This is a genomic window from Paenarthrobacter sp. 10N417, from assembly GCF_056394745.1.
This window is the reverse complement of the sequence record NZ_JBFTIL010000011.1, coordinates 89362-114121: the sequence shown is the minus strand read 5'-3', so window position 1 is coordinate 114121 and position 24760 is coordinate 89362. Positions and strand designations below refer to the sequence as shown.

The 24760-nt window shown below is 62.4% G+C and carries 22 protein-coding genes, 2 tRNA genes and 1 riboswitch; of the genes, 8 read left to right on the top strand and 16 right to left on the bottom strand.

Annotated elements, in window-relative coordinates:
• Window positions 1-32: 32 nt before the first annotated feature.
• The 4 genes from AC1DCM_RS14985 to AC1DCM_RS14970 all read left to right on the top strand — a co-directional run bounded on the left by AC1DCM_RS14985 (window position 33) and on the right by AC1DCM_RS14970 (window position 4611).
• A complete protein-coding gene (locus AC1DCM_RS14985) occupies window positions 33-212 on the top strand; it encodes a glycine zipper domain-containing protein (protein WP_442017001.1) in 180 nt (59 codons plus the stop codon).
• 140 nt (window positions 213-352) lie between these two features.
• Window positions 353-2851 carry a bifunctional lysylphosphatidylglycerol flippase/synthetase MprF gene (locus tag AC1DCM_RS14980; RefSeq protein ID WP_442017000.1) on the top strand — a complete coding sequence of 833 codons (2499 nt, stop codon included), beginning with the start codon at window positions 353-355 and terminating at the stop codon, window positions 2849-2851.
• A gap of 25 nt (window positions 2852-2876) precedes the next feature.
• Window positions 2877-4160 carry an alpha/beta hydrolase gene (locus AC1DCM_RS14975; protein ID WP_442006227.1) on the top strand — a complete coding sequence of 428 codons (1284 nt, stop codon included), beginning with the start codon at window positions 2877-2879 and terminating at the stop codon, window positions 4158-4160.
• Window positions 4161-4203: 43 nt separating this feature from the next.
• Entirely contained in the window at window positions 4204-4611 is a 408-nt protein-coding gene (locus AC1DCM_RS14970; protein ID WP_442006226.1) for a hypothetical protein, read from the top strand.
• A gap of 47 nt (window positions 4612-4658) precedes the next feature.
• On the opposite strand, the gene AC1DCM_RS14965 is transcribed toward AC1DCM_RS14970, so the two are convergent.
• The 14 genes from AC1DCM_RS14965 to AC1DCM_RS14900 form a co-directional block, all read right to left on the bottom strand.
• Window positions 4659-4731: transfer RNA gene (locus tag AC1DCM_RS14965), tRNA-Asn, on the bottom strand.
• A gap of 115 nt (window positions 4732-4846) precedes the next feature.
• Window positions 4847-4919, bottom strand: a tRNA-Asn gene (locus AC1DCM_RS14960).
• Window positions 4920-5005: 86 nt separating this feature from the next.
• Complete coding sequence (gene dnaG, locus AC1DCM_RS14955; RefSeq protein ID WP_442016999.1) at window positions 5006-6934, bottom strand: DNA primase; 1929 nt, start codon at window positions 6932-6934, stop codon at window positions 5006-5008.
• A gap of 58 nt (window positions 6935-6992) precedes the next feature.
• Window positions 6993-8309: a deoxyguanosinetriphosphate triphosphohydrolase gene (locus tag AC1DCM_RS14950; protein ID WP_442016998.1), complete on the bottom strand. Its 1317-nt coding sequence runs from the start codon at window positions 8307-8309 to the stop codon at window positions 6993-6995.
• 64 nt (window positions 8310-8373) lie between these two features.
• Window positions 8374-9555 (bottom strand): tRNA dihydrouridine synthase DusB, encoded by a 1182-nt coding sequence (gene dusB / locus AC1DCM_RS14945; protein ID WP_442006223.1) that lies wholly within the window; start codon window positions 9553-9555, stop codon window positions 8374-8376.
• A gap of 83 nt (window positions 9556-9638) precedes the next feature.
• Window positions 9639-10250, bottom strand: coding sequence for a response regulator transcription factor (locus tag AC1DCM_RS14940; RefSeq protein ID WP_442006222.1), 612 nt, complete (start codon window positions 10248-10250; stop codon window positions 9639-9641).
• Window positions 10247-11356 (bottom strand): sensor histidine kinase, encoded by a 1110-nt coding sequence (locus AC1DCM_RS14935; protein ID WP_477518822.1) that lies wholly within the window; start codon window positions 11354-11356, stop codon window positions 10247-10249. Before AC1DCM_RS14935 ends, AC1DCM_RS14940 begins: the two co-directional genes overlap by 4 nt.
• Before the next feature lie 29 nt (window positions 11357-11385).
• Window positions 11386-12162: an ABC transporter permease gene (locus tag AC1DCM_RS14930; protein ID WP_477518821.1), complete on the bottom strand. Its 777-nt coding sequence runs from the start codon at window positions 12160-12162 to the stop codon at window positions 11386-11388.
• Window positions 12159-13097: an ABC transporter ATP-binding protein gene (locus tag AC1DCM_RS14925; RefSeq protein ID WP_442006219.1), complete on the bottom strand. Its 939-nt coding sequence runs from the start codon at window positions 13095-13097 to the stop codon at window positions 12159-12161. Before AC1DCM_RS14925 ends, AC1DCM_RS14930 begins: the two co-directional genes overlap by 4 nt.
• A gap of 111 nt (window positions 13098-13208) precedes the next feature.
• Window positions 13209-14711, bottom strand: coding sequence for a YibE/F family protein (locus tag AC1DCM_RS14920; RefSeq protein WP_442006218.1), 1503 nt, complete (start codon window positions 14709-14711; stop codon window positions 13209-13211).
• A 55-nt stretch (window positions 14712-14766) separates the two neighbouring features.
• Window positions 14767-16140, bottom strand: coding sequence for an FAD-binding oxidoreductase (locus tag AC1DCM_RS14915; protein WP_477518820.1), 1374 nt, complete (start codon window positions 16138-16140; stop codon window positions 14767-14769).
• 215 nt (window positions 16141-16355) lie between these two features.
• Window positions 16356-17318: a GNAT family N-acetyltransferase gene (locus AC1DCM_RS14910; protein ID WP_442016996.1), complete on the bottom strand. Its 963-nt coding sequence runs from the start codon at window positions 17316-17318 to the stop codon at window positions 16356-16358.
• Between the two features lie 2 nt (window positions 17319-17320).
• A complete protein-coding gene (locus tag AC1DCM_RS14905; protein ID WP_442016995.1) occupies window positions 17321-18706 on the bottom strand; it encodes a glycine--tRNA ligase in 1386 nt (461 codons plus the stop codon).
• Window positions 18707-18842: 136 nt separating this feature from the next.
• Complete coding sequence (locus tag AC1DCM_RS14900; RefSeq protein WP_442006214.1) at window positions 18843-19847, bottom strand: DMT family transporter; 1005 nt, start codon at window positions 19845-19847, stop codon at window positions 18843-18845.
• 23 nt (window positions 19848-19870) lie between these two features.
• Between AC1DCM_RS14900 and AC1DCM_RS14895 the strand changes: the two genes are divergently transcribed.
• Window positions 19871-20098 carry an RNA-binding S4 domain-containing protein gene (locus AC1DCM_RS14895; RefSeq protein ID WP_442006213.1) on the top strand — a complete coding sequence of 76 codons (228 nt, stop codon included), beginning with the start codon at window positions 19871-19873 and terminating at the stop codon, window positions 20096-20098.
• 70 nt (window positions 20099-20168) lie between these two features.
• On the opposite strand, the gene AC1DCM_RS14890 is transcribed toward AC1DCM_RS14895, so the two are convergent.
• Complete coding sequence (locus AC1DCM_RS14890) at window positions 20169-20822, bottom strand: alpha/beta hydrolase (protein ID WP_442016994.1); 654 nt, start codon at window positions 20820-20822, stop codon at window positions 20169-20171.
• A 68-nt stretch (window positions 20823-20890) separates the two neighbouring features.
• Between AC1DCM_RS14890 and AC1DCM_RS14885 the strand changes: the two genes are divergently transcribed.
• From AC1DCM_RS14885 to AC1DCM_RS14875, 3 genes are read left to right on the top strand one after another with little or no spacing between them, the layout of a single operon-like run.
• Window positions 20891-21736 carry an SGNH/GDSL hydrolase family protein gene (locus AC1DCM_RS14885; protein WP_442016993.1) on the top strand — a complete coding sequence of 282 codons (846 nt, stop codon included), beginning with the start codon at window positions 20891-20893 and terminating at the stop codon, window positions 21734-21736.
• Between the two features lie 59 nt (window positions 21737-21795).
• Window positions 21796-22950 (top strand): winged helix DNA-binding domain-containing protein, encoded by a 1155-nt coding sequence (locus AC1DCM_RS14880; RefSeq protein ID WP_442016992.1) that lies wholly within the window; start codon window positions 21796-21798, stop codon window positions 22948-22950.
• 43 nt (window positions 22951-22993) lie between these two features.
• Window positions 22994-23440: a hypothetical protein gene (locus AC1DCM_RS14875; RefSeq protein ID WP_442016991.1), complete on the top strand. Its 447-nt coding sequence runs from the start codon at window positions 22994-22996 to the stop codon at window positions 23438-23440.
• 6 nt (window positions 23441-23446) lie between these two features.
• Here the strand turns inward: AC1DCM_RS14875 and metX are convergent, their stop codons facing one another.
• Window positions 23447-24568: a homoserine O-acetyltransferase MetX gene (gene metX / locus AC1DCM_RS14870; protein ID WP_442016990.1), complete on the bottom strand. Its 1122-nt coding sequence runs from the start codon at window positions 24566-24568 to the stop codon at window positions 23447-23449.
• A 14-nt stretch (window positions 24569-24582) separates the two neighbouring features.
• Window positions 24583-24697: riboswitch (SAM riboswitch) on the bottom strand.
• Between the last annotated feature and the right edge of the window lie 63 nt (window positions 24698-24760).

The window sequence follows — 24760 nt, the reverse complement described above, 5'->3', positions numbered from 1 at the left end:
GCATTCATCAAACCGGGCCATAGGCTTTGACCATGACCAAGAAACCGCACCGCAACGGCAGGGGCCTTTTCCTCGGGGCCGTGCTTGGCGCCGTCGTCGGGGCGTTGTTGGGCCGCCTGGCCGGGAGTGCACTGTTCGGGGCGATACTTGGCGCCGTCATTGGAGCCGCCCTGCTGTACCGGGTGAACCCGGGCCCTTGGCATCGGGACTAACCGTAATCGGGCCTGTCGGCCCCGGGTCTATCGGCCCCGGGTCTATCGGCCCCCGTAAGCCCTCCCCTTAGGGCGCCCGGCAGGGCAGAATGGTGGCCAGCCGGGGGTTTCCCCCGCTTCGCCGGTGAAGGGGACATCACATGAGTGCGGCTGTGGGATATCGGGGCACTGTTTACGGCCTGGCGGCCATACGACGTCTGCCCCTGACCTTGGGACTCGTGCTGTTCCTTTGGCTTGTCGGCGCAGTTACGGGGAGCCTCATCGCCGGCCCCAACGAGGCACTCCTGGAACAAGTCGGGCTGGGTTTGGCGCTGGATCCGGGGCCGGGTTGGTCCATCTTCACCTCGTCATTCTTTGCCTCATCCTTGCTGGACTATCTGGCATGTACCGTTCTGATCCTGGTGGGCGTGGGCATCGCCGAGCGCAGTATGGGTCCATGGTTGGCCCTGGCAGCATTTATCTTTGGTTCCGCGCTCAGCGCCTTGGTGCTGATGGGGCTCGTTGCTTTTGGGACGGACAACAGCGACCAATGGCTTAGTTTCCTGGGTGGCGAGTACGTTGTGGGCGCGTACGGTGGTGCCGCCGCTGCCTTGGGATATTCGACGGCGACACTGGACGCACTCTGGCGTCGTCGCCTCCGGACATGGCTGCTGGCAGCAACGCTCATGTTTGCGTTGTTTGTAGGCGTCGCACAAACACTGCAGGCCCTTGCCGGCGCTGTCATCGGCATTCTGGCCGGTTGGGCCGTTCAGGCCCTGGTGCTGCGACGGCGTGCGGGCTCGCTTCATTCCTCGAGCCTTCGTGAGACCCGGTTCCTTGTGGGCACTGTGGTGGGTGTCTTCGCCCTTGGCCCCTTGCTCACCCAGTTAACGGGCACGTTGGAGGTGGGGCCGCTTTCTGTGGTTTCCGAGGTGATGCTTCAAGCGAGCCCCAGCGTGGACGAAGTGAAGGAAGCCTGCGACAACGACAAGAGCTGCGTCACGCTGCAGAGCGTTGTGGGCGTGCAGAGTTTCGGTGCCACCATCCTCACAGTGATCCCGGTGCTGTTGCTGCTTGTCTGTGCCGAGGGGCTGCGCCGTGGTCGCCGCCTTGCATACCGACTGACCCTGGTCATCCAGCTGTACCTGGCGTTCGTGACCAGCGTGGCAATCCTGCAGTACGTGACGGATCCGGAAGTGACACTCGGCAATGACGACATCGGCTACCTCCTGCTCTATGCCGTTCCCGCAATCCTGGCACCGCTGATCATCGCGGTCCTGCTGGTGATCAACCGCCACAAATTCCGGGTGGAGTCCAGCGATGCCGGATATCGCGTCCTGGGCAGGACTACCCTCATCATGGCTGCTGTGGCGGCGGTCCTTTACGTGGCCTTCTGGTTCGTAGAGGGCAACCCGAGCCGCTCATCGCTGTGGGACCTCGCAGGGCAATTGACCCACATCCTGGTCCCCTTCCCCGTTCCGTTCGTCGTTGAGCTGCCGCAGGGACTGCTGAGCACTGTTCTCTACGGACTGGGCGGGGATGTCATCTGGCTCTGCATCCTTTTGATGGTCCTGAACAATTTCCAGCGGTTCCGGACGCTGGCAAAAGACCCTGCTGCAGATCTGGGACACACTCGTGAATTGCTTCACGACGGCGGGGGCACCCTGTCCTGGATGGCCCTGTGGGACAACAACCAATACTGGTTCACTCCCGACAGGAGGGCTGGCCTCGCCTACCAAGTGCACAACGGAGTTGCCCTGACCGTGGCGGGTCCGTTCGGGGCCCGCCAGCACCATACCGAGGCTGCGACGGGCTTCCTGGCCCATTGCGCGGCACTGGGCCTCACACCGTGCTTCTACTCGGCCACGGCGGAGCTCGACGAGGCCCTCCTCCCCCGCGGCTTCCGCAAACTGGAGGTGGCCGAAGAAACGCTGCTGAACATCCAGGCGATGACGTTCAAAGGCAAGGAATGGCAGAACGTCAGGACCGCGGTGAACAGGGCTGAGAAGCTGTCCATCAGGGACCACTGGTACCACTACGCGGAGATGCCACCGGGGATCCGGGCACAACTGGCCGAAATCTCGGAAGAGTGGGTGGCGGACAAGGCCCTTCCCGAGATGGGGTTCACGTTGGGCGGACTGGATGAACTGAAGGATCCCGAAGTCATGTGTTGCGTGGCTGTGGACGACGACGGCCTCGTCCATGGGGTCACGAGCTGGCTGCCGGTCTTTACCGACGGCGTGGTGTCGGGTTGGACCTTGGACTTCATGCGCCGCCGAACCACTGGATTCAAAGGGGTCATGGAATTCCTGATCGCCTCTGCCGTTACGCACTTCAAGGACGACGTTCCCCACATCTCGCTGTCAGGCTCCCCGCTGGCCAATACAGGGGCCGCGACGGACGACGGTGACCACAGCGCCTTGGACCGGGTCCTGGCAATGCTGGGCAATGCACTGGAACCCATGTACGGCTTCAAGTCCCTGGCAGCTTTCAAATCGCGGTTCCAGCCCGAGCACCGCACTCTGTACATGTATTACCGGGACCCGCTGGCCCTGCCTTCCATAGGTCTTGCCGTTGGCTCGGCGTACTTGCCGGGTTTGTCTCGCGCACAGAGCGCCGGTTTGCTACGGCAAATGGTTGCCCGGGAGCCGGCCGCGTGACCGCCACCGGACGGATGCGGCAGTCATGAAGGGCCTCCTGGAAATCGAGATCAGCGGCCCGGTGGTCATGACGATAGCCGTGGTCATCGGCGTCGGGCTTTTCCTGTTGCTGTTCCTCAGGCCGTCTTCGCGCTGGGTGATCACTGCAGTGGTTGGCATTGTGGTAACAGCGGCGCTGGGTTGGTTTACGGTCTGGATCGTTGAGGATGTCCTGGACGTCTTCCACGTGGGGCTGACACCTCGCGTGTGGTTCTGGGTGATCACCGGCTTCGCTGCCCTTGGGCTGGCCGTGGTTAGTTTTCGCCACACTCCCCGGTGGCGGAAGGTGGTGGCGGCCATATCGATTCCTGTGTTCCTCCTGGTCACTGCGCTGGGCGTCAACATGGAGTTCGGGCTCAACAGGACCCTGGGCTCAGCGCTGGGGATTTCCACTGAGGAAGCCATCCAACTGAGCAAACCGGACCCGGACGCTCCCCTCCCTTCCGGACCCCTCTGGCAAAACTGGAAACCGCCAGCCAACATGCCAACAAAGGGCGAGGTGGGAACGCAGGTCATTCCAGCCACCGCCTCGGGTTTCAATGCCCGCCCTGCCGGGATCTACTTGCCACCTGCTGCCCTGACGGAGAACCCTCCCCGATTGCCCTTGTTTGTCCTCATGATGGGCCAGCCGGGCCTCCCCGACCCCCAGTACGTTTCGGCCGCGTTGGATGAATTTGCTGCGAAGAACAATGGCCTTGCCCCCATCGCGATCGTGGCCGACCAGATCGGACCGGATCAAGACGACACTCTGTGCCTGGACACAGCCAAATACGGAAACGTGGAGAAGTACATCAACGTTGACGTGGTGAACTGGGCCAAAGCAAACCTGAACATCCTCCCGGACCGCGACCATTGGACCATCGCCGGATACTCCAACGGCGGGCAGTGCGCCATCTCGTTTGCGCTCAAATACCCGAAGATGTGGGGCAATGTGGTGGACATCTCCGGTGAGGAGTTCCCCGGCGCGGAGGATCCTGCAGGCAACCTGGCCGAGATCTTTGGTGGCAACCAGGCAGCCTATGACGCACAGAAGCCCATCAACATCATGAAAGGTAAGCAATTTCCCGACACCACTGCCGTTTTCACCGTGGGCTCGGATGACGTGACGTATGTTGCAGCTGCGAAGGCTGTCTCCACAGCTGCCAAAGCTTCCGGAATGACGGTGACCTATTACGAGGTGCCAAACGGCGGGCATGTAGGCATCGCATTGAACGCCGGCCTGACCAAGGGCTTCGAGGTGCTCTATCCGAGACTCGGTTTGTCCGGTTAGGCAGGGCCTGTTGCCGGCCCGTCCCCGGCGATAAAGTTGAGATGTGCCACATTGGCAAGAGCTGCAGCCGCTTCCGGCACCTTGGCAGCGTCGGGATGAACGCATCCTGCCGCTCTGGTGGGATCGCCTGTGCTCTGTGACCAGTCCCCAGTCCGCGGCGCTCTACGCTGCTGGCCTTTTCACGGATGATCGCCGCCGGCCCATCGCCCAGTGGTACAACCCGGACGTGGACGCCGCGTTGCTGGTTGCCCCGGAGACGTCACCCGAGTGGCCGGTCCAGCGCTTTGGAATCTTCTATGCGCCACCGGGCGGAGGTTTCACCCGCGTTTACTCCGCTCCCCACGAGTGGCATCCTCGTGAACCCCGGACACCCCCGACCGAACAGGAAGCATTCCTGGCAGCCGTGGCCGAAGCCGCACGCTTCCTTCAGGTGGAGATGGATTTCGTGTAAAAAAGGTGGACCCCGCACCAGTGTGAAACCGATGCGGGGTCCTTGCGCTCCTCCGACTGGACTTGAACCAGTAACCCTTCGATTAACAGTCGAATGCTCTGCCAATTGAGCTACGGAGGAATGAAGCGGTTATGACTTTAGCAAAGGTTTTATGCGAATGCGAATCGGGCGGAGATACCCCCTGGGGGTATAAAAATACCCCCGTTCCGAAACTCCGGAACGGGGGTATTGTGCGCTCCTCCGACTGGACTTGAACCAGTAACCCTTCGATTAACAGTCGAATGCTCTGCCAATTGAGCTACGGAGGAATGAAGCGGTTACTAGCTTAACAGGGCCCCGCCGGAAAACGAAATCGAACCTCCAGGCCACTTCCGACGGTCCTCGGCAGGGGCCCTCAGGAGTCTGAACGCAAGGCTCGACGCTGCATTTCCAACACCATCAGTTCCCGGTTCAGGCGCTGGAATTCCTCGGGAAATGCAGTTGCATCAAGGCGCTGCAGTTGGCCCATCTTGTCCGCTTTAATGCGCGTGATCTGCAGCTCGAAAAGCCTTGCCAAAATGTCCCGGCAATATCGTTGCATAGCTTCCGGGGTGCTGGCCGGCAAAGGAGTTACTGCCAACTCAGAAACCAAGGGGCGCAGAGGCTCCGGGACTTCCTGCCTGATGTGCTCCACCCATGCCACGGGATCAGCCGCGTGGGCCAGTCCTGTGGCACGCACGGCTGCGTGGACCGCCGCGTAGGCAGGAGTAGCAAAATGGGACGCCTCAAAGCGCTCCCATGCCCCGTCGCCCAGGACTGAGGGCTCTTGGAGGACCACTTCCAACGCTTGGCGCTCCATGCCTGCCACGGGGTCCCGCGGGTCGGGACGGTTGAAGGCCTGAATGTTCGACGCCTGACCGTTCGACGATGCTGCCGTCGTCGTCGTGGATTGCTCCGCAGCGCCGGACTGAGCCCCGCCAGATGAAGCAGCGCCAGATGAAGCAGCGCCGGATGCCGCGCGCTTGGCTGCGGCCCCAACGTAGCGGCTGACTTCCTCAATCGGCATGCCCAACCAACCGGCTAGTTCGCGGATGTAGGCGGGGCGGATGGCGGAGTCGCGGATTTGTGCCACAACGGGCGCCGCTTCCCGAAGCGCCGCGACGCGACCTTCTACCGTGTCCAGGTTGTGCCTGCGGAGCGAGGCCCGAATGGCGAACTCGAAGAGCGGCTTCCTGCTATCGATGAGTTCACGTACTGCGGCATCGCCCTTGAGTTGACGAAGATCACAGGGATCAGCGCCAGTGGGCTCTACCGCGACGTACGTTTGCGCGACGAATCGTTGGTCTTCCTCGAAGGCGCGGAGGGCGGCCTTCTGGCCGGCGGCGTCTCCGTCGAAGGTGAACACTACTTCTCCCCCGGTGCCGTCGTCCGAAAGCAGGCGCCGGGCGATCTTGATGTGTTCGGTGCCGAACGCGGTGCCGCAGGTGGCGACCGCCGTCGTGACTCCTGCCAGGTGACAGGCCATGACGTCGGTGTACCCCTCAACCACCACCAGCTGCCGGTCCTTGGCAATGTTGCGCTTGGCGATGTCGATCCCATAGAGGACCTGGGACTTTTTGTAGAGAGTCGTTTCAGGGGTGTTCAGGTACTTTGGACCCTGATCGTCCTCGTAGAGTTTCCGGGCGCCGAAGCCGATGGTATCCCCGGCAATGTCCCGGATGGGCCAGATGAGCCTGCCACGGAAGCGATCATAGATGCCCCGGTTCCCTTCGGAAAACATGCCCGTAAGTTTGAGTTCGGCATCCGTAAACCCACGGCCGCGCAGGTGCTTGAGGAGCGAGTCCCAGCCCTGCGGCGCATAGCCCACGCCGAAGTGCTCGGCGGCCGCGCGGTCAAAGCCCCTGCCGTCGAGGAAGTTGCGGCCCTCGGCGGCTCCGGGCGTCAGCAGTTGGGCACGGAAGAACTCGTCGGCGATCTTATGGGCATCCAGGAGGCGCTGGCGCTTGCCCACTTCTTCGCGGTTCGGACCGGTGCCGCCGTCCTCGTAACGCAGCTCGTAGCCGATCCTGGCGGCCAGCTTTTCCACTGCCTCGTGGAAGGAACTGTGGTCCATTTTCTGGACGAAGGAGATGGCATCCCCGTCTTCGCCGCAGCCGAAGCAGTGATATCTGCCCACTTGGGGGCGGACAGTGAAGGATGGTGAGCGTTCGTCATGGAAGGGGCACAGGCCCTTGAAGCTGCCCAAGCCAGCACTCTTCAGGGTGACGTAACCGTCAACGACTTCCTTGATATCCGTGCGCTGGCGTACTTCGTCGATATCTTCACGTTTGATGAGGCCAGCCACGTGACCATCCTAGCCGCTTGCCCCAAGAAGCCCCGCCGTTAACGGACCGACGGAAGCGTTACCAGAGCGACGGCAGGCTCCCCACCAGGCGCTCGTACATGGCCAGCGCTGAACCATCCGTCAGCGATGCAACTTGGTCAATCACTACCCGCAGCCGCGCACCGTCGTCGGCAGCGTCACGCCAGTCAGCGGCGAACATCGGTTCGAGGTGGCGGTCGCCTGTGGCGTTCAGCACGCCCACCAGGGCGTGCAGGACTTCGCGCTGGCGTTCATAAACGGGCTGGCGGTGGTCCGTGGAAATGACGAACGTGGTGGCCAGGCCCTTCAGGACCGCGATTTCGGTCACTGTGTCCTCCGGGACCATCAGCTCGGCGCCATAGCGGGTCAGGTTGGAAGGGCCAAAATGGTCACGCGTGGTTTCCATGGCGCTTTGGCAGAACCGGCCGATGAGCTGGCTGGTCATGTCCTTCAGCGCGGCCATGGACTTGCGGCTGCCATCGGCCTCACGAACCCACACGGCGGTGGCCTCCAACCGGGCAAGGGCAGCATCAATGTCAGCAGGATCGTTGTGTGGGAGGTACCACTGCTTGGTGTAGCCCACGACGCGGGCACGGTGGTCCGGATTCTCCATCCACTTCAGTTGGAAGTGGCCGGCAACGATTGCGTCCTCGACGTCATGGACGGAATAGGAAATATCGTCCGCGAGGTCCATCACCTGGGCCTCGATGCAGGAACGGTTGCCCGGAGCGCCTTCACGCAGCCATTCGAACACGGGAAGATCGTCCTCATACGCGCCGAACTTGCTGGTGCGGTGGCCATGGATGACGGGGGCGTCGACGGCGGACCACGGGTACTTGGACGCAGCATCAAGGCTGGCGCGGGTCAGGTTGAGCCCGGCGGGCCTGCCGTCCTCAGCAAGGACTTTCGGTTCCAGGCGCGTTAACAACCTCAACGTCTGCGCGTTGCCTTCGAAGCCACCAATGGTGTGTGCCACCTCATTCAGGGCAGATTCACCGTTGTGGCCAAAAGGTGGGTGACCGAGGTCATGGCTAAGGCATGCGGTATCCACGACGTCCGGATCGCATCCGAGTGAACGGCCAAGTTCACGGCCTACCTGCGCAACCTCCAGGCTGTGCGTCAGACGGGTACGAACGAAATCGTCGGTATCAGGAGCAACAACCTGGGTTTTTGCGCCCAGCCGTCGCAGGGCCGAGGAATGCAGGACCCGTGCGCGGTCGCGTTCAAAATCGGAACGGTACGTGGTCTTTCGCGACTCTTCCACCCACCGCGCAGAATCTGCTTCGGTGTAGCCCGGAATTGCCAGCACGTAATCGTGCGGCGTTCCAGTGCGGCCCAGCATCGCTTCGGTTCCCATGGGTATCTGCCTCCTTCAAGCGCCGTGGTGTGGTGCCTCTTGAGCCAGTCTTACACGTGTGAAGCTAGCCGCCTGACACGTCCAGCTCTGCTGCGGAGATTTCAGCACTTTGTTCCGCGTTCAGCTGACGGCTCATGAGCCAGTCCTTGGGCAGCGCGGGTTTCTTCGGTGATCCGGCGCGGCCGCGCGGACCCTCGGAATCGATGCCCGGATACGGCAAATCCATGTCCAGCTCTTCAAGGAGTCCGCGCAGGACCTCAAGAGTGGGAACCGTGGCCAGCTTGGCGCGAAGCTCCCCGCCCACCACGTATCCCTTGAAGTACCAAGCCATATGCTTTCGGATTTCCCGCAGTGCCTTGTACTCGTCGTTGCCGAAGGTTTCCACCATGAGCTCTGCATGACGGTACACGCCTTCGGCGACCTCCCGCAGGCCCGGACGGTGCCGCTGGTCGCTGCCTTCGAACGCCGCCTGCAGATCACCGAACAGCCACGGACGGCCCTGGCAACCACGGCCAACCACTACGCCATCCACGCCGGTTTCCCGGACCATGCGGACAGCGTCCTCGGCGGACCAGATATCACCGTTTCCCAGCACTGGAATGTCTGGCAGCGCTTCACGAAGACGCGCGATGGCGGACCAGTCAGCCTGGCCGGAATAGAACTGTGCGGCCGTTCGGCCGTGCAGGGCGACGGCGGCCACGCCTGCATCGCGCGCGATACGTCCGGCGTCGAGGTATGTCAGGTGGTCCTCGTCAATGCCCTTGCGCATCTTGATGGTGAGCGGAATACCGCCCTTGGAAGCTTCTTTAACCGCGGTCTGGACGATGGACGTGAAGAGGTCGATCTTCCATGGCAGCGCGGAACCGCCACCCCTGCGGGTGACCTTGGGCACCGGGCAGCCGAAGTTGAGGTCGATGTGGTCAGCCCGGTCTTCCTCGACGAGCATGCGGACTGCCGCGCCGACCGTTACGGGGTCAACACCGTAGAGCTGCACGGAACGCACTTTCTCATCCTCGTCATGGGAGATGATGCGCAAAGATTCCGGAGTCCGTTCCACCAGCGCACGCGATGTCACCATCTCGGCCACGTACAGGCCACCACCGTATTCGCGGCAGAGCCTGCGGAAGGCTGAGTTGGTGATGCCCGCCATGGGGGCAAGGATCACGGGAGTGTCCACGGTGATCCCGCCGAGCTGCAAAGGCGGAAGCTCAAGCTTTGGGGCAGGGGGCGTTGCTACTACAGTCACCCATCCATTGTCGCAAATCAGGGCAAATCGGCTCTCGGGCGACTATTCGGCACAGCACGTTCCCGCGTCTGTTCCGTAATTCCCTACAGGAGCCAACCGTTATCGGCAGCGATTCGTACCGCCTCGGCTCGTGTCCTTCCACCGGTCTTGGCCATCGCCGCGGAGAGGTAGTTCCGCACCGTCCCTTCGGAAAGGATCGCTGTCCTGGCAATGTCCGCAACAGTTCCACCGGCAGCGGCAGCCCTCAACACTTCCGTCTCACGCTCCGTCAGGGGGCTGTCGCCGGACGTCAGCGATTCCGCAGCGAGTGCTGGATCCACCACTCGAAGCCCCCGGTGAACGCGGCGCACCGCATCGGCCAGTTGTCGCGCCGGGGTATCTTTGACGACAAACCCCGATGCTCCGGCCTGCATGGCGCGTTTTAGGTAGCCAGGCCGCCCAAAGGTGGTAACCATCAGTACCCGGCACGAAGGCGCCGCCCGGCGTACGGCAGCTGCTGCGCTGATTCCATCCAGGCCCGGCATCTCGACATCCAGCATCGCGACGTCCGCGGAATGCTCCACCACAGCAGCGGCGACGCCCGTGCCATCGCCCAATTCTGCAACCACCTCAATGTCTGGCTCCAACCCCAGCAATGCCACCAAAGCCCCACGCACCAGTGCCTGATCGTCAGCGATCACCAATCGGATACTCATACGTCAACTGCCAATCTGAACCCTCCAAGGTCACTGGTGCCGACGCTGACGCTTCCGCCAGCCACAGCCGCCCTCTCCCGTATGCCATCCAGCCCGCTTCCCGGACGGGCTTCGGGAGCCGGCCCCACGCCGTCGTCCTCCACCAGGACGCCGGACGCTGTCAGCAGGACGCGGCAACGCGCGGCGCCGGAATGCCGCACAACGTTGGTGATGCCTTCCCTCAATACCCAGCCGAAGAGCTCGCGATGCCGGGCAGGAACTTGCTCAACTGTCCCGGGCAACTCGGCCTCGATCCCTGCCGATTCCAGCGCACTCCTGGCAGCTGCGAGTTCGGCGAGGACATTGACGCCGCGATAACCGGCGACAGTGGCCCTCACATCAGCGAGGGCGCCGCGGGCAAGGTCCTGCACGTCGCTGATTTCCGCCGCTGCCCTGTCCAAGGACGGCCCAGCGGCTCCTTCCATCAACCGGCCGGCCAATTCAGCCTTGACGGCGATCACCGTCAGTGAGTGTCCCAGGATGTCATGCATGTCGCGTGCAACCCGGCTCCGCTCGGCGGCAACGGCCGCATCCGCCAGTTCGCTTTGTGCCGCACGCAACCGGGACGTCTGCCGGATCATCCGTGCAAAGGAAGACATCATGAGGCCCAGCGACAAGATGAGTGCCGGCTGGGAAAAGGCCTGCTCCGGTGTGTCTGTGGACAGCCCGGTAGCCAAGGAGACTGCCGCAAGCGCCACGATCAGGGCGAAGTCAACGCGCGGTGGCAACGCTGTCATGGCAATCGCACAGGCGAGGAACGGCCACRTCCAGAGTGCCTCCCGGCCGACCAGGAAAATCACCAGCCCGTTCAAGGCGAAGAGAATGCCGACGCACACCAGGCCTGTCCGGCTGCCGCGGCGCCGGCTGTACATCGGCAGAACGGCGTAGGCGACGAAGAAGGCAATCAATGATGTGGAGGCTGCCAGCTTCCAGGGAAGCGGCTCGTTGACGGACCACACCAGGTTCCACGTGGGCCAAGCCCAGAGAAGAATGGATAAGCCTGCGCCTGCAAACCATCTTCTGGGTCCAGGCCCACGGAACATGCCACCGGTCTTCTCGGAGCTCATGACCCCCACCCTAGTCAACGTGGACAGGATCAGACGCGCTTGGTGTCGCGACGAAATGCGAGCGCGGCTCCGCCAACGAAGATCGCGAGCCAGATGACCACATTTACGATCCACATTGCATCGAAGTCGCCAGTGATGGGGCTCCGAGCCAACTGCCCGATCCCATATGCCGGGGTGAACTTGGCGATGGCACCAAAGGTCTCGCCCATGATCTCGATCGGCATAAAGAGCCCGCCAAGCATGGCCAGGATAGCCAGTGCCGGGCCAAGGATCTGCATTACATTCTGGCTTGGCATGAGATACCCCACGAACAAGCCCAGCGCTGCGAAAACCAACGAACCCAGCCAGGCAACCAATCCAGCTGTCACCCATGTCTGGAGGTCCATGGTGACCCCGGYCAAAGCGCCGATGACGAATTGGGCGATCACAGCGACGAGCGACAACGTCAGGGCTGCCGCAGCCTTGACAGCAATATAGGCACCGGGAAGCAGAGGAGTAAGCCGGAGCTGCCTGCTCCACCCTTGCGCACGTTCCACCGCCACCTGGCTGCCGGCTCCGGTGGCCGCGGTCATGGCTGCGTACACCGTCAGACTGATCAGGATGTACTGACCATAGCTGTGGCCGTTGGGCAACTGCTGGTTCTTGTTGGACAGGCCGAAGATGAAGAAGAAGATCGCGGGCATGACGACTGTGAAGATGACTGTCCTGCGGTTGCGGAGCATCCGCTTGATCTCGATCCACAGGAACGTCCGGTTGATACCGCCCGCGGAGGGCTTGCGGTCCTGCATTGCTGTTGCCGTACTCATGCCCGGTCTCCTTCGAGTGCGGGTTCGGTGGTTTCTGATTCTGCTCCATCCCCTGTGAGCGCCACGAAGGCCTCCTCAAGGTTGTTCGCCACGACTTCCAGATCGTGTGCTGCAGTGCTGTTCAGCAGGTAGCGGACCACCGCGTCCGAGTCCCCCGTGCGTACGGCGAGCCTTCCGCCGTCGTAGTCAACGGTGTCCGCTGGTGGGAGTCCCGCCAGAAGATGCCGGTCAGCGGCTGGCAAGGAAGCCTTGACAGTGCGGCCGGAGGCAAGGTTCTTGATCTGGGCCGCCGTGCCATCGGCAACTACCGTGCCCTGACGGACCAAGACGATCCGATCCGCGTAAGCGTCCGCTTCCTCAAGGTAGTGGGTGGCGAAAATTACTGTCCGGCCGCGCGAGGCGTCCGCCCTGATGGCGGCCCAGAAATCGCGGCGGCCAGCTACGTCCATGCCGGTGGTCGGTTCGTCCAGGATCAGCAGTCCGGGATCCGACACCAGCGCCATCGCAAAGCGGAGGCGCTGCTGCTGGCCGCCCGAGCATTTCTCCACCCGTCGGTTGGCGATATCCAGGATGCCGGCACGGGTCAGCGCCTCCTCCACTGGCCGCGAGGAGTCAAACATTGCGGCCGTTAGCTGAACGGTTTCGCGGACAGTGATATCCCGAAGCAATCCGCCGGTCTGCATGACGGCGGCCACTTGTCCTCGGGCGATGGCGCCGCGGGGCGAGTGGCCGAAAATCGAAACCTCACCTTGGTCGGGGGTGCTAAGACCTAGGATCATGTCAATGGTGGTGGTCTTGCCTGCACCATTGGGCCCAAGGAAGGCCACAACTTCGCCTTGGTGCACGGTCAGATCCAAGCCACGAACGGCACGGACCTCCCCGAAGCTCTTGTGCAGTCCGACGGCGTGGACTGCCGGCACTCCCGTGATTCCCATGGTTCTCCCTGATTGGCGGTCTTGTTCCACCATCCATTCAAGCCGGGATTGCCCCCGTGGACCCGTGGAGGGTGTCACCGGTCCAAGATGACAAATGTCATGGCCCCGCCGTCACATGGAGTTGCGCGCACCATCATCGTCGCCGCGGCGCTCCGCCTCACGCTGGGCACGGCGACTCCCCGGGCGGGCAGGCTTGCCGACCGCGCGGGAAGACCGGCCGCCGTCGAGCGTTTCACCTCGGCCAGAACCCACGACGGCGGCCGCAGCAGCGAGCGTACCGGTATCGTCCACATCGTCCGGATTCACGAACAGAGCCGGCGCCGGGATGGCACGCTTCACGCCCGTGGCCTTGACCACCAGGACGGCAATCAGCGTGGTAACCGGGATGGCGAGCACGAGCCCGATGGAGCCGACCAGCGTCCGGATGACTTCCTCGGACAACTCCGCAGTGGTCAGGGCCTCGGCAAGTGGGCGGTCGTAAAGCATCACGATGATGAGGATGGGAAGGGCGGCACCAGCGTAAGCGAAGGCAATGGTGTAAACGGTGGAGGCGATGTGGTCCCGGCCAATCCGCATCGCAGAGGAGAACAGCTTCCGGGCACTGGTGTTCGGGGCCAGTTCGTAAAGTTCCCACACGGCAGCGGATTGGGTAATGGTGACGTCGTTGAGGACGCCGAGGCCTGAGATGATCAGGCCGCACAAGATGATGCCGGAGATTGAAATCTTGTCCGACATATTTATCAGCGTGGCAGCGTTATGGTCACCGACGCCTGCAAGGTTGGCAGCATCGGTGGCCCACGCCGCCAAGAGCGCTGTAATGCCCAACCCGAAGATGGTTCCGAGCAGTGCCGTGGACGTCCTCGCCGAGAATCCGTGGGCGAAGTACAGGACCCCGATCATGATCACCGTGGAGCCCACCAAAGCCAGCATGAGGGGCGGCTTCCCCTCCACAAGTCCCGGCAGGATGAAGCCGACCAGCACGGCATAAGCGCCAACCAAACCAAGGAGCGCCCGGAAGCCGCGCCAGCGCGCCACAGCGATCACTACCACCGCATAGAGCACGGCCAGCAGGGCAATGGGCAGGGTCCGCACGAAGTCCACAAAAACGTACGACGGCGAGCCGTTGCCTTGAGATGCGCCCTGGACACCTGAGAGATTCAGATAGCGGATCGAGTCCCCCACATCCACCCCGTGGGATTTGGCGACGTCGGGGTTGATCACTACTTTGACGGCTTCCCCGCCCTTGTCCGGCTGGGTGAAGGCAAAAGTGCAATCTGAACCACCGGACTGGCCTGTTTGGCCGGTGTCAGTCTGGCCAGTGTCCGTCTGTCCTTGCGTGGATTGTCCGGTTTGGGTGCAACTTTCCTGCACCACGCTCTGGATCTTTCCGGTATCAAACGTCACCCCCGGGGCAGCCTGGTAGGGACTCGCGAAGGAGATTCCGTCCCGGCTGCCCGAGGGCCACATGACCATCATGGCGATGACAGTGAGCACTCCAAGTGGAACCAGCACCGCAGCAAGGAGCCAGTTGGCGCGCTTCCGGGACGCAATCGCCTGTGGGGTTGGCTCGGAACTTTCAGAATGACCGTGACCGTGGGAGTGTCCGTGACCCATCAGCTGCAAAACCTCATGGCTTCAAGCCTAGCCGGGTCACATGCAAAGCCTTCCCTCAGGCGGGCTTGATGTTCTGGTTCACATGGAAAACGTTGCCGGGATCGTACTTGCTCTTGACCTCAACCAGACGATCCCAGTTGGGGCCATAATTGTCAGTGACCCGGTTCTGGTCTTCGGTGTCCATGAAGTTGATGTACCCGCCCAGCGCCGAGTGCGGTGCAAGAGCCGCCGCATACCCTCGCGCCCAGGCGATGTTGGCTTCGTTGTCCGTGGGCTCCATCCATTGCGCGGCAATGACCGGCGCGAACTTCATGTCCCGATGCGCAAAGGCTGTGTCGTGGACGCCAACGCGTGAGACGGCGCCGTCGATCGGGTAAATGTGCACGGCCGTATTGACGCTGGTGACCGTCGCGCCATGCTCAGCGTGAGCCTGGATGGCGCCATCACTGAGCTCGGGGAGGAAGTTCGCTTTCCAGTACCCCTGCATTCCCTTCTGGTTCAGGGCGTCGAAGGCAACGTTCAGGGCTGGGTAAGGCATAGGAGCTACCAGCGAGCCGGCAACAGGAGCGGCGTCCAGGAAGGGCTGCCACCGTGCTTCGCCTTCTCCCATGTCCCCTGTCCACATCCCCACCACCACACAAACAGGCTTGCCATGCCACTCTTCGGGAAGGAACGGGACGGGCGGGCCTTGGTGGAATCCCAGGAAGGCGCCAAACTCTTCCGGCGCGTTCGCGATGTAATCGCGGTAGAACCGGGCAACGGTGTCCGTATGTTCTGCGCCATAGAGAATGACTCCGGCATGGACCATATCAACGGGATGGAGTTTGAACTCGAAGGAGGTCACCACGCCAAAGTTGCCGCCACCACCCCGGAGCGCCCAGAACAGGTCCTCGTTTTGGTCTTCGCTGGCCACCAGGAACTTTCCATCCGCCGTGACCACATCGGCGGAAATGAGGTTGTCACAGGAGAGACCGTACTTGCGGGCCAGATAACCTATGCCGCCTCCCAGGGTAAGTCCGGCCACTCCCGTGGAACCGACGATCCCGCCAGTGGTCGCCAGTCCGAAGGCGTGGGTTGCGTGGTTGAAGTCAGCCCATGTCGTCCCGCCTTCGGCCCGCGCAGTGGCGGTCTCCGGGTCCACCCGGACCCCCGTTCGGTTGACGAAGTCCAGCACCAGGGCGTCATCCGCTGTTCCAAATCCAGGGGCACTGTGTCCGCCGCCCCGAATGGCCAGAGGCATGGAATTCTCCCGTGCGAAGTTCACCCCCGCGATCACATCCGCTACCTGGGCCACCCGGACGATTCCCGCCGGACGTTTGTCGACCATGGCGTTAAAGACTGCCCGTGCCGAATCATATTCAGGGTCTTCAGGAGTGATGAGCTGTCCACGCAGCTGATCCCGCAGCCCGTCCAAGGCCGTACCGTTCATTTGTTGTTACCGCCGATTCAGAGGAGACCGGAACTGGTCCACAGACGCCGCTTCCCTCCGAGTGTGCCGGCGCGTGGCTTACGTCGTCTTCCTACTCCTGCGCCATGGCCGCGTCAAGGCTTTTCCACCATGAATGCTGGCTGAGCTTAAAGCCAGGATCCCGCCCTGCCCATCGGCGATGGGCACAGCGGGATCCGGACGTGCGAAATACCTGGTCAGTCGCTCACGATCAGTGTGTCAGCACCGCGAACGTGGGCCTTGCCCGACTCCAGCAAGGGAGCCAGGACACCGCGCAGGGCCGTCATCGATTCGTCCACTTCCAACAGCACTGGGTGCTGGTAGGCGATGAGCGCCAGCAGGTCCCGAACAGCAGCCTCTGCGTCGTCGACGGACAGCTTCGGATCGTGACCCAGGAAGACATCCGAGGGTTCTTCGGAGTTGCCCTGGGCGTAGCTGATGGCGAAGGCCTGGATCTTGCCTTTTCGGCTGGCCGGCACTCCCCCACCAAAGGCACTTGCCTTCGGTGCACGAAGCACAATGGCCCCGTGCGCCCCGGTGAGATCGTGCAGGAAGAGCCGCTGCACCGTAGGAATGCTGAGCTCACCCGGGCTGTCCCAGTGATGGACGGCTGAGTAGTAGCTGCCCACCACTTCGCTGAGTTCCACGGAACCGGTGGCGAGGTCCTCGACGCGCTCCGACGCAGCTTCCTCGGAACCGTCGCCGAACCGCGGGAGCTTCAGCGGCTCAGGCTCCACCACTACCAACTGGGAACGCTGGATGGGTCCAAGACCTGCGGCATCGGCGAAAGCAGCGCCCGGCGTGCCCGGCTCAACTTTGCTGCGGAGTTTGGAAACGCCCGACGGCGCGTTTCCGGCTTCGCGGCGCAGCATAGTCAGCAGGGTGGCCCCAACGCCGTTCCGGCGATGGTCCTTGGCAACCTCGATGTAAGCCCAGAGACGTTCCGGGTGCAGGGACGCTTCGTGGACTACGCCGGCGGCAACGGGGATACGAACGCCGTCAACGACGTCCTCGGCGACGATGCAGCGGCGCCAAGGCTGGTTGCTTGAAGGCGCCAAAGCAGCACGGAACTGTTCTGCGGGCAGCGTCTCCGGGCCGCCCCAGATTTCCAGGAGGGCGAGGTCGTCGCCTTCCTTCCACTCGCGGTATTCCAAAGCCACGGTCAGGCGCCGATCAGTCGTGCTGCCAGGTAAGCCTCAACCTTGTCCAGGGACACGCGTTCCTGGCTCATGGTGTCGCGCTCACGGATGGTCACGGCTTGGTCTTCGAGGGTATCGAAGTCCACGGTGATGCAGAACGGAGTACCGATTTCGTCCTGGCGACGGTAACGGCGGCCGATGGCGCCGGCGTCGTCGAAGTCGATGTTCCAGTTCTTGCGCAGCTGGGTGCCCAGCGCCTTTGCCATCGGGGACAGGTCCTCGTTGCGGCTCAGCGGAAGGACGGCCGCCTTGACCGGGGCGAGCCGCGGATCCAGCTTCAGGACGGTACGGACGTCGACGCCGCCCTTGGCGTTGGGTGCCTCGTCTTCGGTGTAGGCGTCAATCAGGAAGGCCATGAAGGAGCGGGTCAAACCGGCAGCGGGCTCGATCACGTACGGGGTGTAGCGCTCGTTGGTGGCCTGGTTGAAGTAGCTCAGGTCCGTACCGGAGGCCTTGGCGTGCGTGGAGAGGTCGAAGTCCGTGCGGTTGGCGATGCCCTCGAGTTCGCCCCACTCGGAGCCTTGGAAACCGAAGCGGTACTCGATGTCCGTGGTGCCCTTGGAGTAGTGGCTCAGCTTTTCAAGCGGGTGCTCGAAGAAGCGGAGGTTTTCTTCCCGGATGCCCAGGCTGGTGTACCAGGACATGCGTTCCTTCATCCAGTACTGGTGCCATTCCTCATCGGTGCCGGGCTCGACGAAGAATTCCATCTCCATCTGTTCGAACTCGCGGGTACGGAAGATGAAGTTGCCCGGTGTGATTTCGTTGCGGAAGGACTTACCGATCTGGCCAATGCCGAACGGCGGCTTCTTCCGGGACGTGGTGAGGACGTTGTTGAAGTTCACGAAGATGCCCTGGGCCGTTTCCGGGCGCAGGTAGTGCATGCCTTCGTCGTTGGCCACCGGGCCAAGGAAGGTCTTCAGGAGGCCGGAGAATTCCTGCGGTTCGGTCCACTGGCCACGGGTGCCACAGTTGGCGCAGGCAATGTCCTTCAGGCCGTTCTCGGCGGGACGGCCCTTCTTTTCCGCGTACTCTTCCTCGAGGTGGTCAGCACGGTAGCGCTTATGGCAGGACAGGCATTCCACCAGGGGGTCCGAGAAGACCTCCACGTGGCCGGAGGCTTCCCAAACCTGGCGGGGAAGGATGACTGAGGAGTCCAGGCCAACGACGTCTTCGCGGCCGCGGACCATGCTCTGCCACCACTGGCGCTTGATGTTTTCCTTCAGTTCCGCACCAAGGGGTCCGTAATCCCACGCCGAACGGGAGCCACCATAGATTTCACCGGCCTGGAAGACAAAGCCCCTCCGCTTGGAGAGGGAAATGACCTGGTCAAGGACGGATTTTGCTGCCATGGGTACTCCATTTGTTCTACAGGGCCGCTGGGTGCGGTCCGCGGTGGTTGCCCCGGATTCCGGACGAGGTTGTCCGGCGGGGTGGGCTGGGGAATTGGTGCGGATAATAACTGTGCAGAAAGCTGCGTGTCCTAGCCTACCGGCCTTTAGCCGGGACCTTTCGTACGAATGCTCCCCGGGGCCAGGGCAACGTGGCTACGATGATCGCCGCGAGCGTCAGCACCGTACCCAACACCGTGGGCAAGGCGACCACCGCACCGGGACTGGGGATCACGACGTCGAGCACTAAGGAACCGACCAGCTGGCCGGCAATCATGCCAAGACCGGTGACCAGCACGCCAAGGCTTCGGACCAAAAGCGCTGCAAGCCCAATGAAAAGGCAGCCCATGGGGCCGCCCAGATAGAACCACCATTCACCCGGAAGTGGGTTGCCCGCGCCCGCCACGGAAAGTTTGATGAGCCAAGCGATCCAAAGGATGACGGCACCGGCGATGAAGTTGACCAGCGTGGCGGCCACAGGCGTCCCGTAGTGAACGGTGGCGGTTCCGTTCATGGCCTGCTGGAAACTCATGAGAAACCCTGCCGCCAGAGGCAGCAGGACGGGCAGCAACAGGGAGGCGATATCGGTATTGCCCCCGAAGCGAGGGGAAACAGCCCAAGCAACTGCGGCAACCGTCAGCACACTGCCCAGGATCCGCACTCCCGTAATGGACCGTTTGCCGCCGGGACCGATGCCCATGCGGTCCACGAGGAGTCCGCTGAGGGTCTGTCCCGTAACCGCAGCAACGGTGAACAGGGCCACACCCAACAGGCCAATGGTGAAGGACTGGGCGAAGACGAAGAGAGCGCCGATCCCGCCGGCCATGACGTAGAAGCGGGGAAAGCTCCGGTTGCGGACTGCCGGGACGATGCGCCGAAGACCTGCCCTGCCTTTGGGCGTGGCAACGGAAATGGCAGCGATGAGCACGAGTCCTGTGGTGAAGCTCACCACGGCGGCGGCGATGCCATCATTCAACCGGGCCCCGAGCGCCCCGTTGATCCTTCCTTGAAGCGGAATGACCAGGCCAGTTGCTACTGCAACAGGGAGGCCAATGGCGAGCGGAAGGGTTGAACGGAGAGAAGGCTGCGGCACTGACCCCACACTACTTCAGGCATCATTGCTGTATGAGCAACCCCGAAATCGAAGAGATCCCCATCCGCGACGACATGATCCGCCTCGGGCAGCTGCTGAAGCTCGCCAATCTCGTGGAGGACGGCGTTGAAGCTACGGAGCTCATCAAGAACGGCTTGGTCAAGGTCAACGACGAAATCGACGACCGCCGCGGCCGCCAACTCCACGCCGGAGATACCGTTACCGTCAACGGCCAGACCGTCCGGATCACCAGCGCCTGAAGCAACGCGGGGTCACTTTTGGCCCATTGTGAGGCTTCCAAGGGGCCACAAGTGACCCCGCGTTGCTTTTCTACGTGGTGGAGAGCACCTTGTGGGTCAGGAATTCGCCCACGTGGCCGATCTCCTGCTGGTTGATGCCATGCCACATGCCGGTGTAGAGCACCTTGGTGAGGTCCACATGGTTGCGCACCCATCCCATGGTGTATTCGATCTTGTCCGGAGTAATAACGGGGTCCTGCTGGTCGCGGCCCCAGAACATCGGCAAGGTGCCGTCCAGTTCAGCATCGCGGAAAGCGGCGTCATCGCCAGCGTCCACCACAAAACCCGAAAGCCCGACGACGGCAGCGAAGTCCGTGGGACGGTAGCGGAGCATGGTGGTCGCCATTGCCATGCCCATGGAGAAGCCAAGCAGTGTCACTGAAGAATGATTGGCTTTGACCGTGTCCAACCACTCAAGGGCGTAATCAGCGGCAAGCTTTACTGCTTCAAGGGAATACTCGATCGACGCCGTGAGCGGGAACCACGTGAAGCCGGGGCCCATGGACATTGGTGCCCGCAAGGAAGCCACTACAAATCCCTCGGGAAGCAGGCCGGCGAGGCTGAAGAGATCGTCCTCATTGGAGCCGTAGCCGTGCAACAGCAGCAGAAGCGGTTTGCCCTCCCGCTCGGCTTCGTCATGGGACCACAGGACAACGGGCGCGGGGAATGCAACGGCTTCAGTCATGGGTCTATTCTTGCAGTTACTGATGGGTAACAACCTACGGTGGCGTAGGTTTGCAGGTTCAAGGCAGGATGGAAAGCGTGAGTGACGTCAATTCATTGGTGAAGCCGGGCGACCCGGTACAAACTCACCCTTGGAGCCGTTACGTGGCACTGGGGGATTCGTTCACGGAAGGCATCGGGGATCCCGAGCCACAGAATCCCGGCGGCTTCCGTGGGTGGGCTGACCGTGTAGCGGAAGAACTGGGCCGCGGCCACGAAGATTTTGCCTACGCCAACCTTGCCATCCGTGGGCGGTTACTGCAGCAGATCGTGGATGAACAAGTTGGTCCTTGCTTGGAACTCCAGCCGGACCTCGTCTCTATTTCGGCCGGCGGCAATGACCTCATCCGGCCCGGCGGCGACCCGGACCTTTTGGCGGAGAAGCTGGATGGTGCCGTTCAGGAACTGGCCTCCAGTGGTGCCACCGTGGTGTTGTTCAACGGACCGGACACTGCGTCCTCCGTCTTGGGCCGCATCCGAGGCAAGGTGGCCATCTACAACGAAAACCTCAGGACGGTGGCTGCACGGCACGACGCCATCATCGCCGATATGTGGTCCCTGAGGCAGTTGGCCGATCCCCGGATGTGGGACGAAGACCGCCTGCACTTCTCACCGCTGGGACACCACACGATCGCGATGATGGTCCTGGAAGCGCTGAACGTCCAGCACACACTGGAGCCGCTCGCGCCGAAGCCCCTGCCGGTTCGCACCTGGCGTGAGGCCCGTTCCTCGGATCTGGTGTGGGCCCGTGAGTACTTTGTTCCCTGGGTCATCCGAAGGTTGCGTCATCGGTCCTCCGGCGATGGCATTACCCCAAAGCGCCCGACGCCGGGACCGGTCTTCGGTCCGAACGGCACCATGCTGCCGCGCGGCTAAGGTGACGGGTGCAAGGGTGACGGGCGCTTGCAGGACTGACGCGCGGAAAGAGCTCCGCGATGCACGCTGACATTTCACTGACTCCGGCTGACGTTGTGCAGTTCAGGCTTCGGCGTCAGCAGTTGCGTGATCCTTACGGTGAAAGCATTGATAACGTGCTGCGAAACCTCCTTGCCGTGCAGTCGCAGGAGTTTCCCTATGCGAGGTGGAGCCTTGCCCAGCGAACGCCCAGGACCACTGCCAATGAGGTGGAGCAGGCGGTGGCTGACGGCAGGATCCTCCGGACGCATATCCTGCGGCCAACGTGGCATTTTGTGCATCGTGAGGACCTCGGCTGGTTGATGGGATTGTCTGCGGATCGCCTTCATCAAGGCAACAAAGGCATGTACAGGCAGACGGGAGTTGATGAGCATGCCGCTGCCAGGAGCGGAGACATCCTTGCCGAAGCCGTGGCCGGTGGAGCCCACAAAACACGCGAAGAATTAGCCGGGGTACTGGAACAGGCGGGGCTCCCCGGGAAAGGACTAGGCCTCGTTTACCACCTCATGCACGCAGAGATCAGCAAAATCCTGGTGAGCGGCGCCCCGGTCCGTTCTGCAGGGGGTGCGCTCAAACAGACCTACGCCTTGTTCCACGAACGTGTGCCCGCCACTGGCAACGCGCCCTTGATCGGGGACGACCGAGAATGGGCTTTGGGCCAGCTGGCGCTGCGATACTTCACCAGCCGGGGGCCCGCCACCATCAAGGACTGTGCCGCCTGGTCCGGACTGACCATGAAGGATGTGCGGCTTGGCTTGCAGATAGCTGAAGAGTCCCTTCCGGGCGCCTTGGCGACTGTGGCGATTGACGGCCTGGACTTCTGCTTGCCAGCAGAAGACGTCGAAGCCTTTGCAGCGACTCCGCCAGCTGACGATGGGCCGCGGCTCCCCCGCGTGGATCTCATCCAGTGTTATGACGAGTACGTGATGGGCTATTCCCAATCGAGGCACTACCTCGGCGGAAGGGCTCCCTATTTCCCGGAGGGCGATGCTCCCATTCACGTCGTGTTGCTGGAGGGCAGGTTGGCCGGATGGTGGCGTCACGGATTCTCCGGTGGGATCTGCGAACTCGACGTCAGAGTAAATCGACCCTTCACAACAGCGGAACAACAAGCGTTGGAGGCCGAGGCGGAACGATACGGGAGGTTCCTGGGCATGGAGACCAAGCTGGTGTGAAACCGCAGGACTAAGCTGGGTTAAGACCTAGGAGGCCTGCACCGTGAACAATCTGATCTTCTGGATCATCGTCTGCTCGTGGCTGATTCCCATGGGGATCCGCCTGTACAACAGGTCCCGGGCGCGGCGGCTTCAGGACCGTAATTTCCAAGACCGTAGCTTCCCGGGTCAGAACTATCCTGGCCAGAACTACCCTGGCCCCGGCTATCCCCCGCAGAATCTTCCAGCACCGAATTATCCGGCGCAGGGGTATCCCACTCCGAACTACCCGGGCTATCCCGGGGAGCCCACCACCATCCGTCCTGCCGACGCGCAACCGCCGGCGGGACCGCCGTCGAACGCTTCTTCACCTACGTTTCCCAGCAACAGCGGCTCTGAGCAGCAAGGCTTCCGTGCTCGCAAGCTGGCCGAGCTGGACCTCAAGTTCAGCAACGGCGAGATCGCCATGGAGGACTACATGAAGCAGCGCGGCGAGATCATGAACGGCTGAGCCGGCTTACGCGAAGAAGGCCTGATGCAGTTGGGCTGACAGTTGCCCGATTTCGGTGAGGAAGCCGTCGTGCCCGATGGGGGCCTCGATCACGTGGACGGGGACGTTGCCTGGCAGGTTTTGTGCCAGTTCCAATGACTGGGCCGGGAAGTAGAGGCGGTCCGAGTCGACGGCTGCCACAAAGAATTCAGCAGTGGCGCCGGCCAAGGCTTCCTGCAAGGTGCCCCGGCCACGGCTGATGTCGTGGGACATGAGTGCCTCGGTGATGGCGATGTAACTGTTGGCATCGAACCGGCGCACCAGCTTGGTGCCTTGGTGGTCGAGGTAGCTTTCCACCTGGTAGCGGCCACGCTCCCCCAGGACCGGAGCAGCCAGGGGCGTCTCTTGGTGCTGGGCTTCGCGGCCGAAGCGGAAATCAAGCTCCAGGGCTGATCGGTACGTGATATGCGCTATCCGTCGGGCCAGGGCAAGGCCCGCCTCGGGAGTTGGTCCACCGTAGTAATCGCCGTTGTTGAAGTTCGGGTCCTGGCGGATGGCGAGCGTCTGCGACTGGGCGAAAGCGATTTGCTCAGCTGTGCTGTAGGCGCCGACAGAAATTACTGCGCACCTCTGAACACGCTCAGGGAAGGTCACCGCCCACTCAAGTGCCCGCGCCCCGCCCATGGAACCGCCGAGGACTGCGTGCCATGCCTTGATGCCCAATGCATCCGCGAGACGGGCTTCAGCCACGGTGCTGTCGCGCAACGTGATGAGAGGAAAGCGGGATCCCCAAGGCCGCCCGTCCGGAGCCTGGGACGATGGTCCCGTGCTGCCGTAACAGCCGCCCACAATGTTGATGGAGATAACGAAGAACCGGTTGGTGTCGATCGTCGCGCCGGGACCAACGAGTTGCTCCCACCAGCCTTCCTCGTCGGTGGCACCGCGGGCCACGTGCGTGCTGCCCGTCAGTGCGTGCTGAACGAGGACGGCGTTGGACGCATCTTCGTTCAGCTGCCCCCAGGTTTCGTAGGCCAGCACAACATCCGGGAGAAAACCGCCGGCTTCAAGTTCCAGCGAACCTACGCCGGCGTACTTGACCGTCCCGTCTTCTTTGCCCGGTTTTGGGGGTGCTGTAGCAGTAATGGTCATTCCTTTGACACCTAACCTCGCGCTTGCCTGCCGCCTTGCGTGCGACAGGCCAGGTCTTCACCCGGGGCACCCCACCGCGGAGGAGGGTTGCCGGCCAGCAAGCCGGGGCTGTCACTGGCACTCATGACCTAATACGTAGAGTCTAGGAAAAATACCGCTGTTTTGGCGAAGAATGTGACAGCTGTGTGACGG

Coding starts and splice junctions, on each gene's coding strand:
- AC1DCM_RS14985 (WP_442017001.1), top strand. CDS start 33: ATGACCAAGAAACCGCACCGCAACGGCAGGGGCCTTTTCCTCGGGGCC.
- AC1DCM_RS14980 (WP_442017000.1), top strand. CDS start 353: ATGAGTGCGGCTGTGGGATATCGGGGCACTGTTTACGGCCTGGCGGCC.
- AC1DCM_RS14975 (WP_442006227.1), top strand. CDS start 2,877: ATGAAGGGCCTCCTGGAAATCGAGATCAGCGGCCCGGTGGTCATGACG.
- AC1DCM_RS14950 (WP_442016998.1), bottom strand. CDS start 8,309: ATGGGAACCGAAGCGATGCTGGGCCGCACTGGAACGCCGCACGATTAC.
- AC1DCM_RS14940 (WP_442006222.1), bottom strand. CDS start 10,250: ATGAGTATCCGATTGGTGATCGCTGACGATCAGGCACTGGTGCGTGGG.
- AC1DCM_RS14925 (WP_442006219.1), bottom strand. CDS start 13,097: ATGGGAATCACGGGAGTGCCGGCAGTCCACGCCGTCGGACTGCACAAG.
- AC1DCM_RS14920 (WP_442006218.1), bottom strand. CDS start 14,711: ATGGGTCACGGACACTCCCACGGTCACGGTCATTCTGAAAGTTCCGAG.
- AC1DCM_RS14915 (WP_477518820.1), bottom strand. CDS start 16,140: ATGAACGGTACGGCCTTGGACGGGCTGCGGGATCAGCTGCGTGGACAG.
- AC1DCM_RS14905 (WP_442016995.1), bottom strand. CDS start 18,706: ATGGCAGCAAAATCCGTCCTTGACCAGGTCATTTCCCTCTCCAAGCGG.
- AC1DCM_RS14895 (WP_442006213.1), top strand. CDS start 19,871: ATGAGCAACCCCGAAATCGAAGAGATCCCCATCCGCGACGACATGATC.
- AC1DCM_RS14890 (WP_442016994.1), bottom strand. CDS start 20,822: ATGACTGAAGCCGTTGCATTCCCCGCGCCCGTTGTCCTGTGGTCCCAT.
- AC1DCM_RS14885 (WP_442016993.1), top strand. CDS start 20,891: ATGGAAAGCGTGAGTGACGTCAATTCATTGGTGAAGCCGGGCGACCCG.
- AC1DCM_RS14880 (WP_442016992.1), top strand. CDS start 21,796: ATGCACGCTGACATTTCACTGACTCCGGCTGACGTTGTGCAGTTCAGG.
- metX (WP_442016990.1), bottom strand. CDS start 24,568: ATGACCATTACTGCTACAGCACCCCCAAAACCGGGCAAAGAAGACGGG.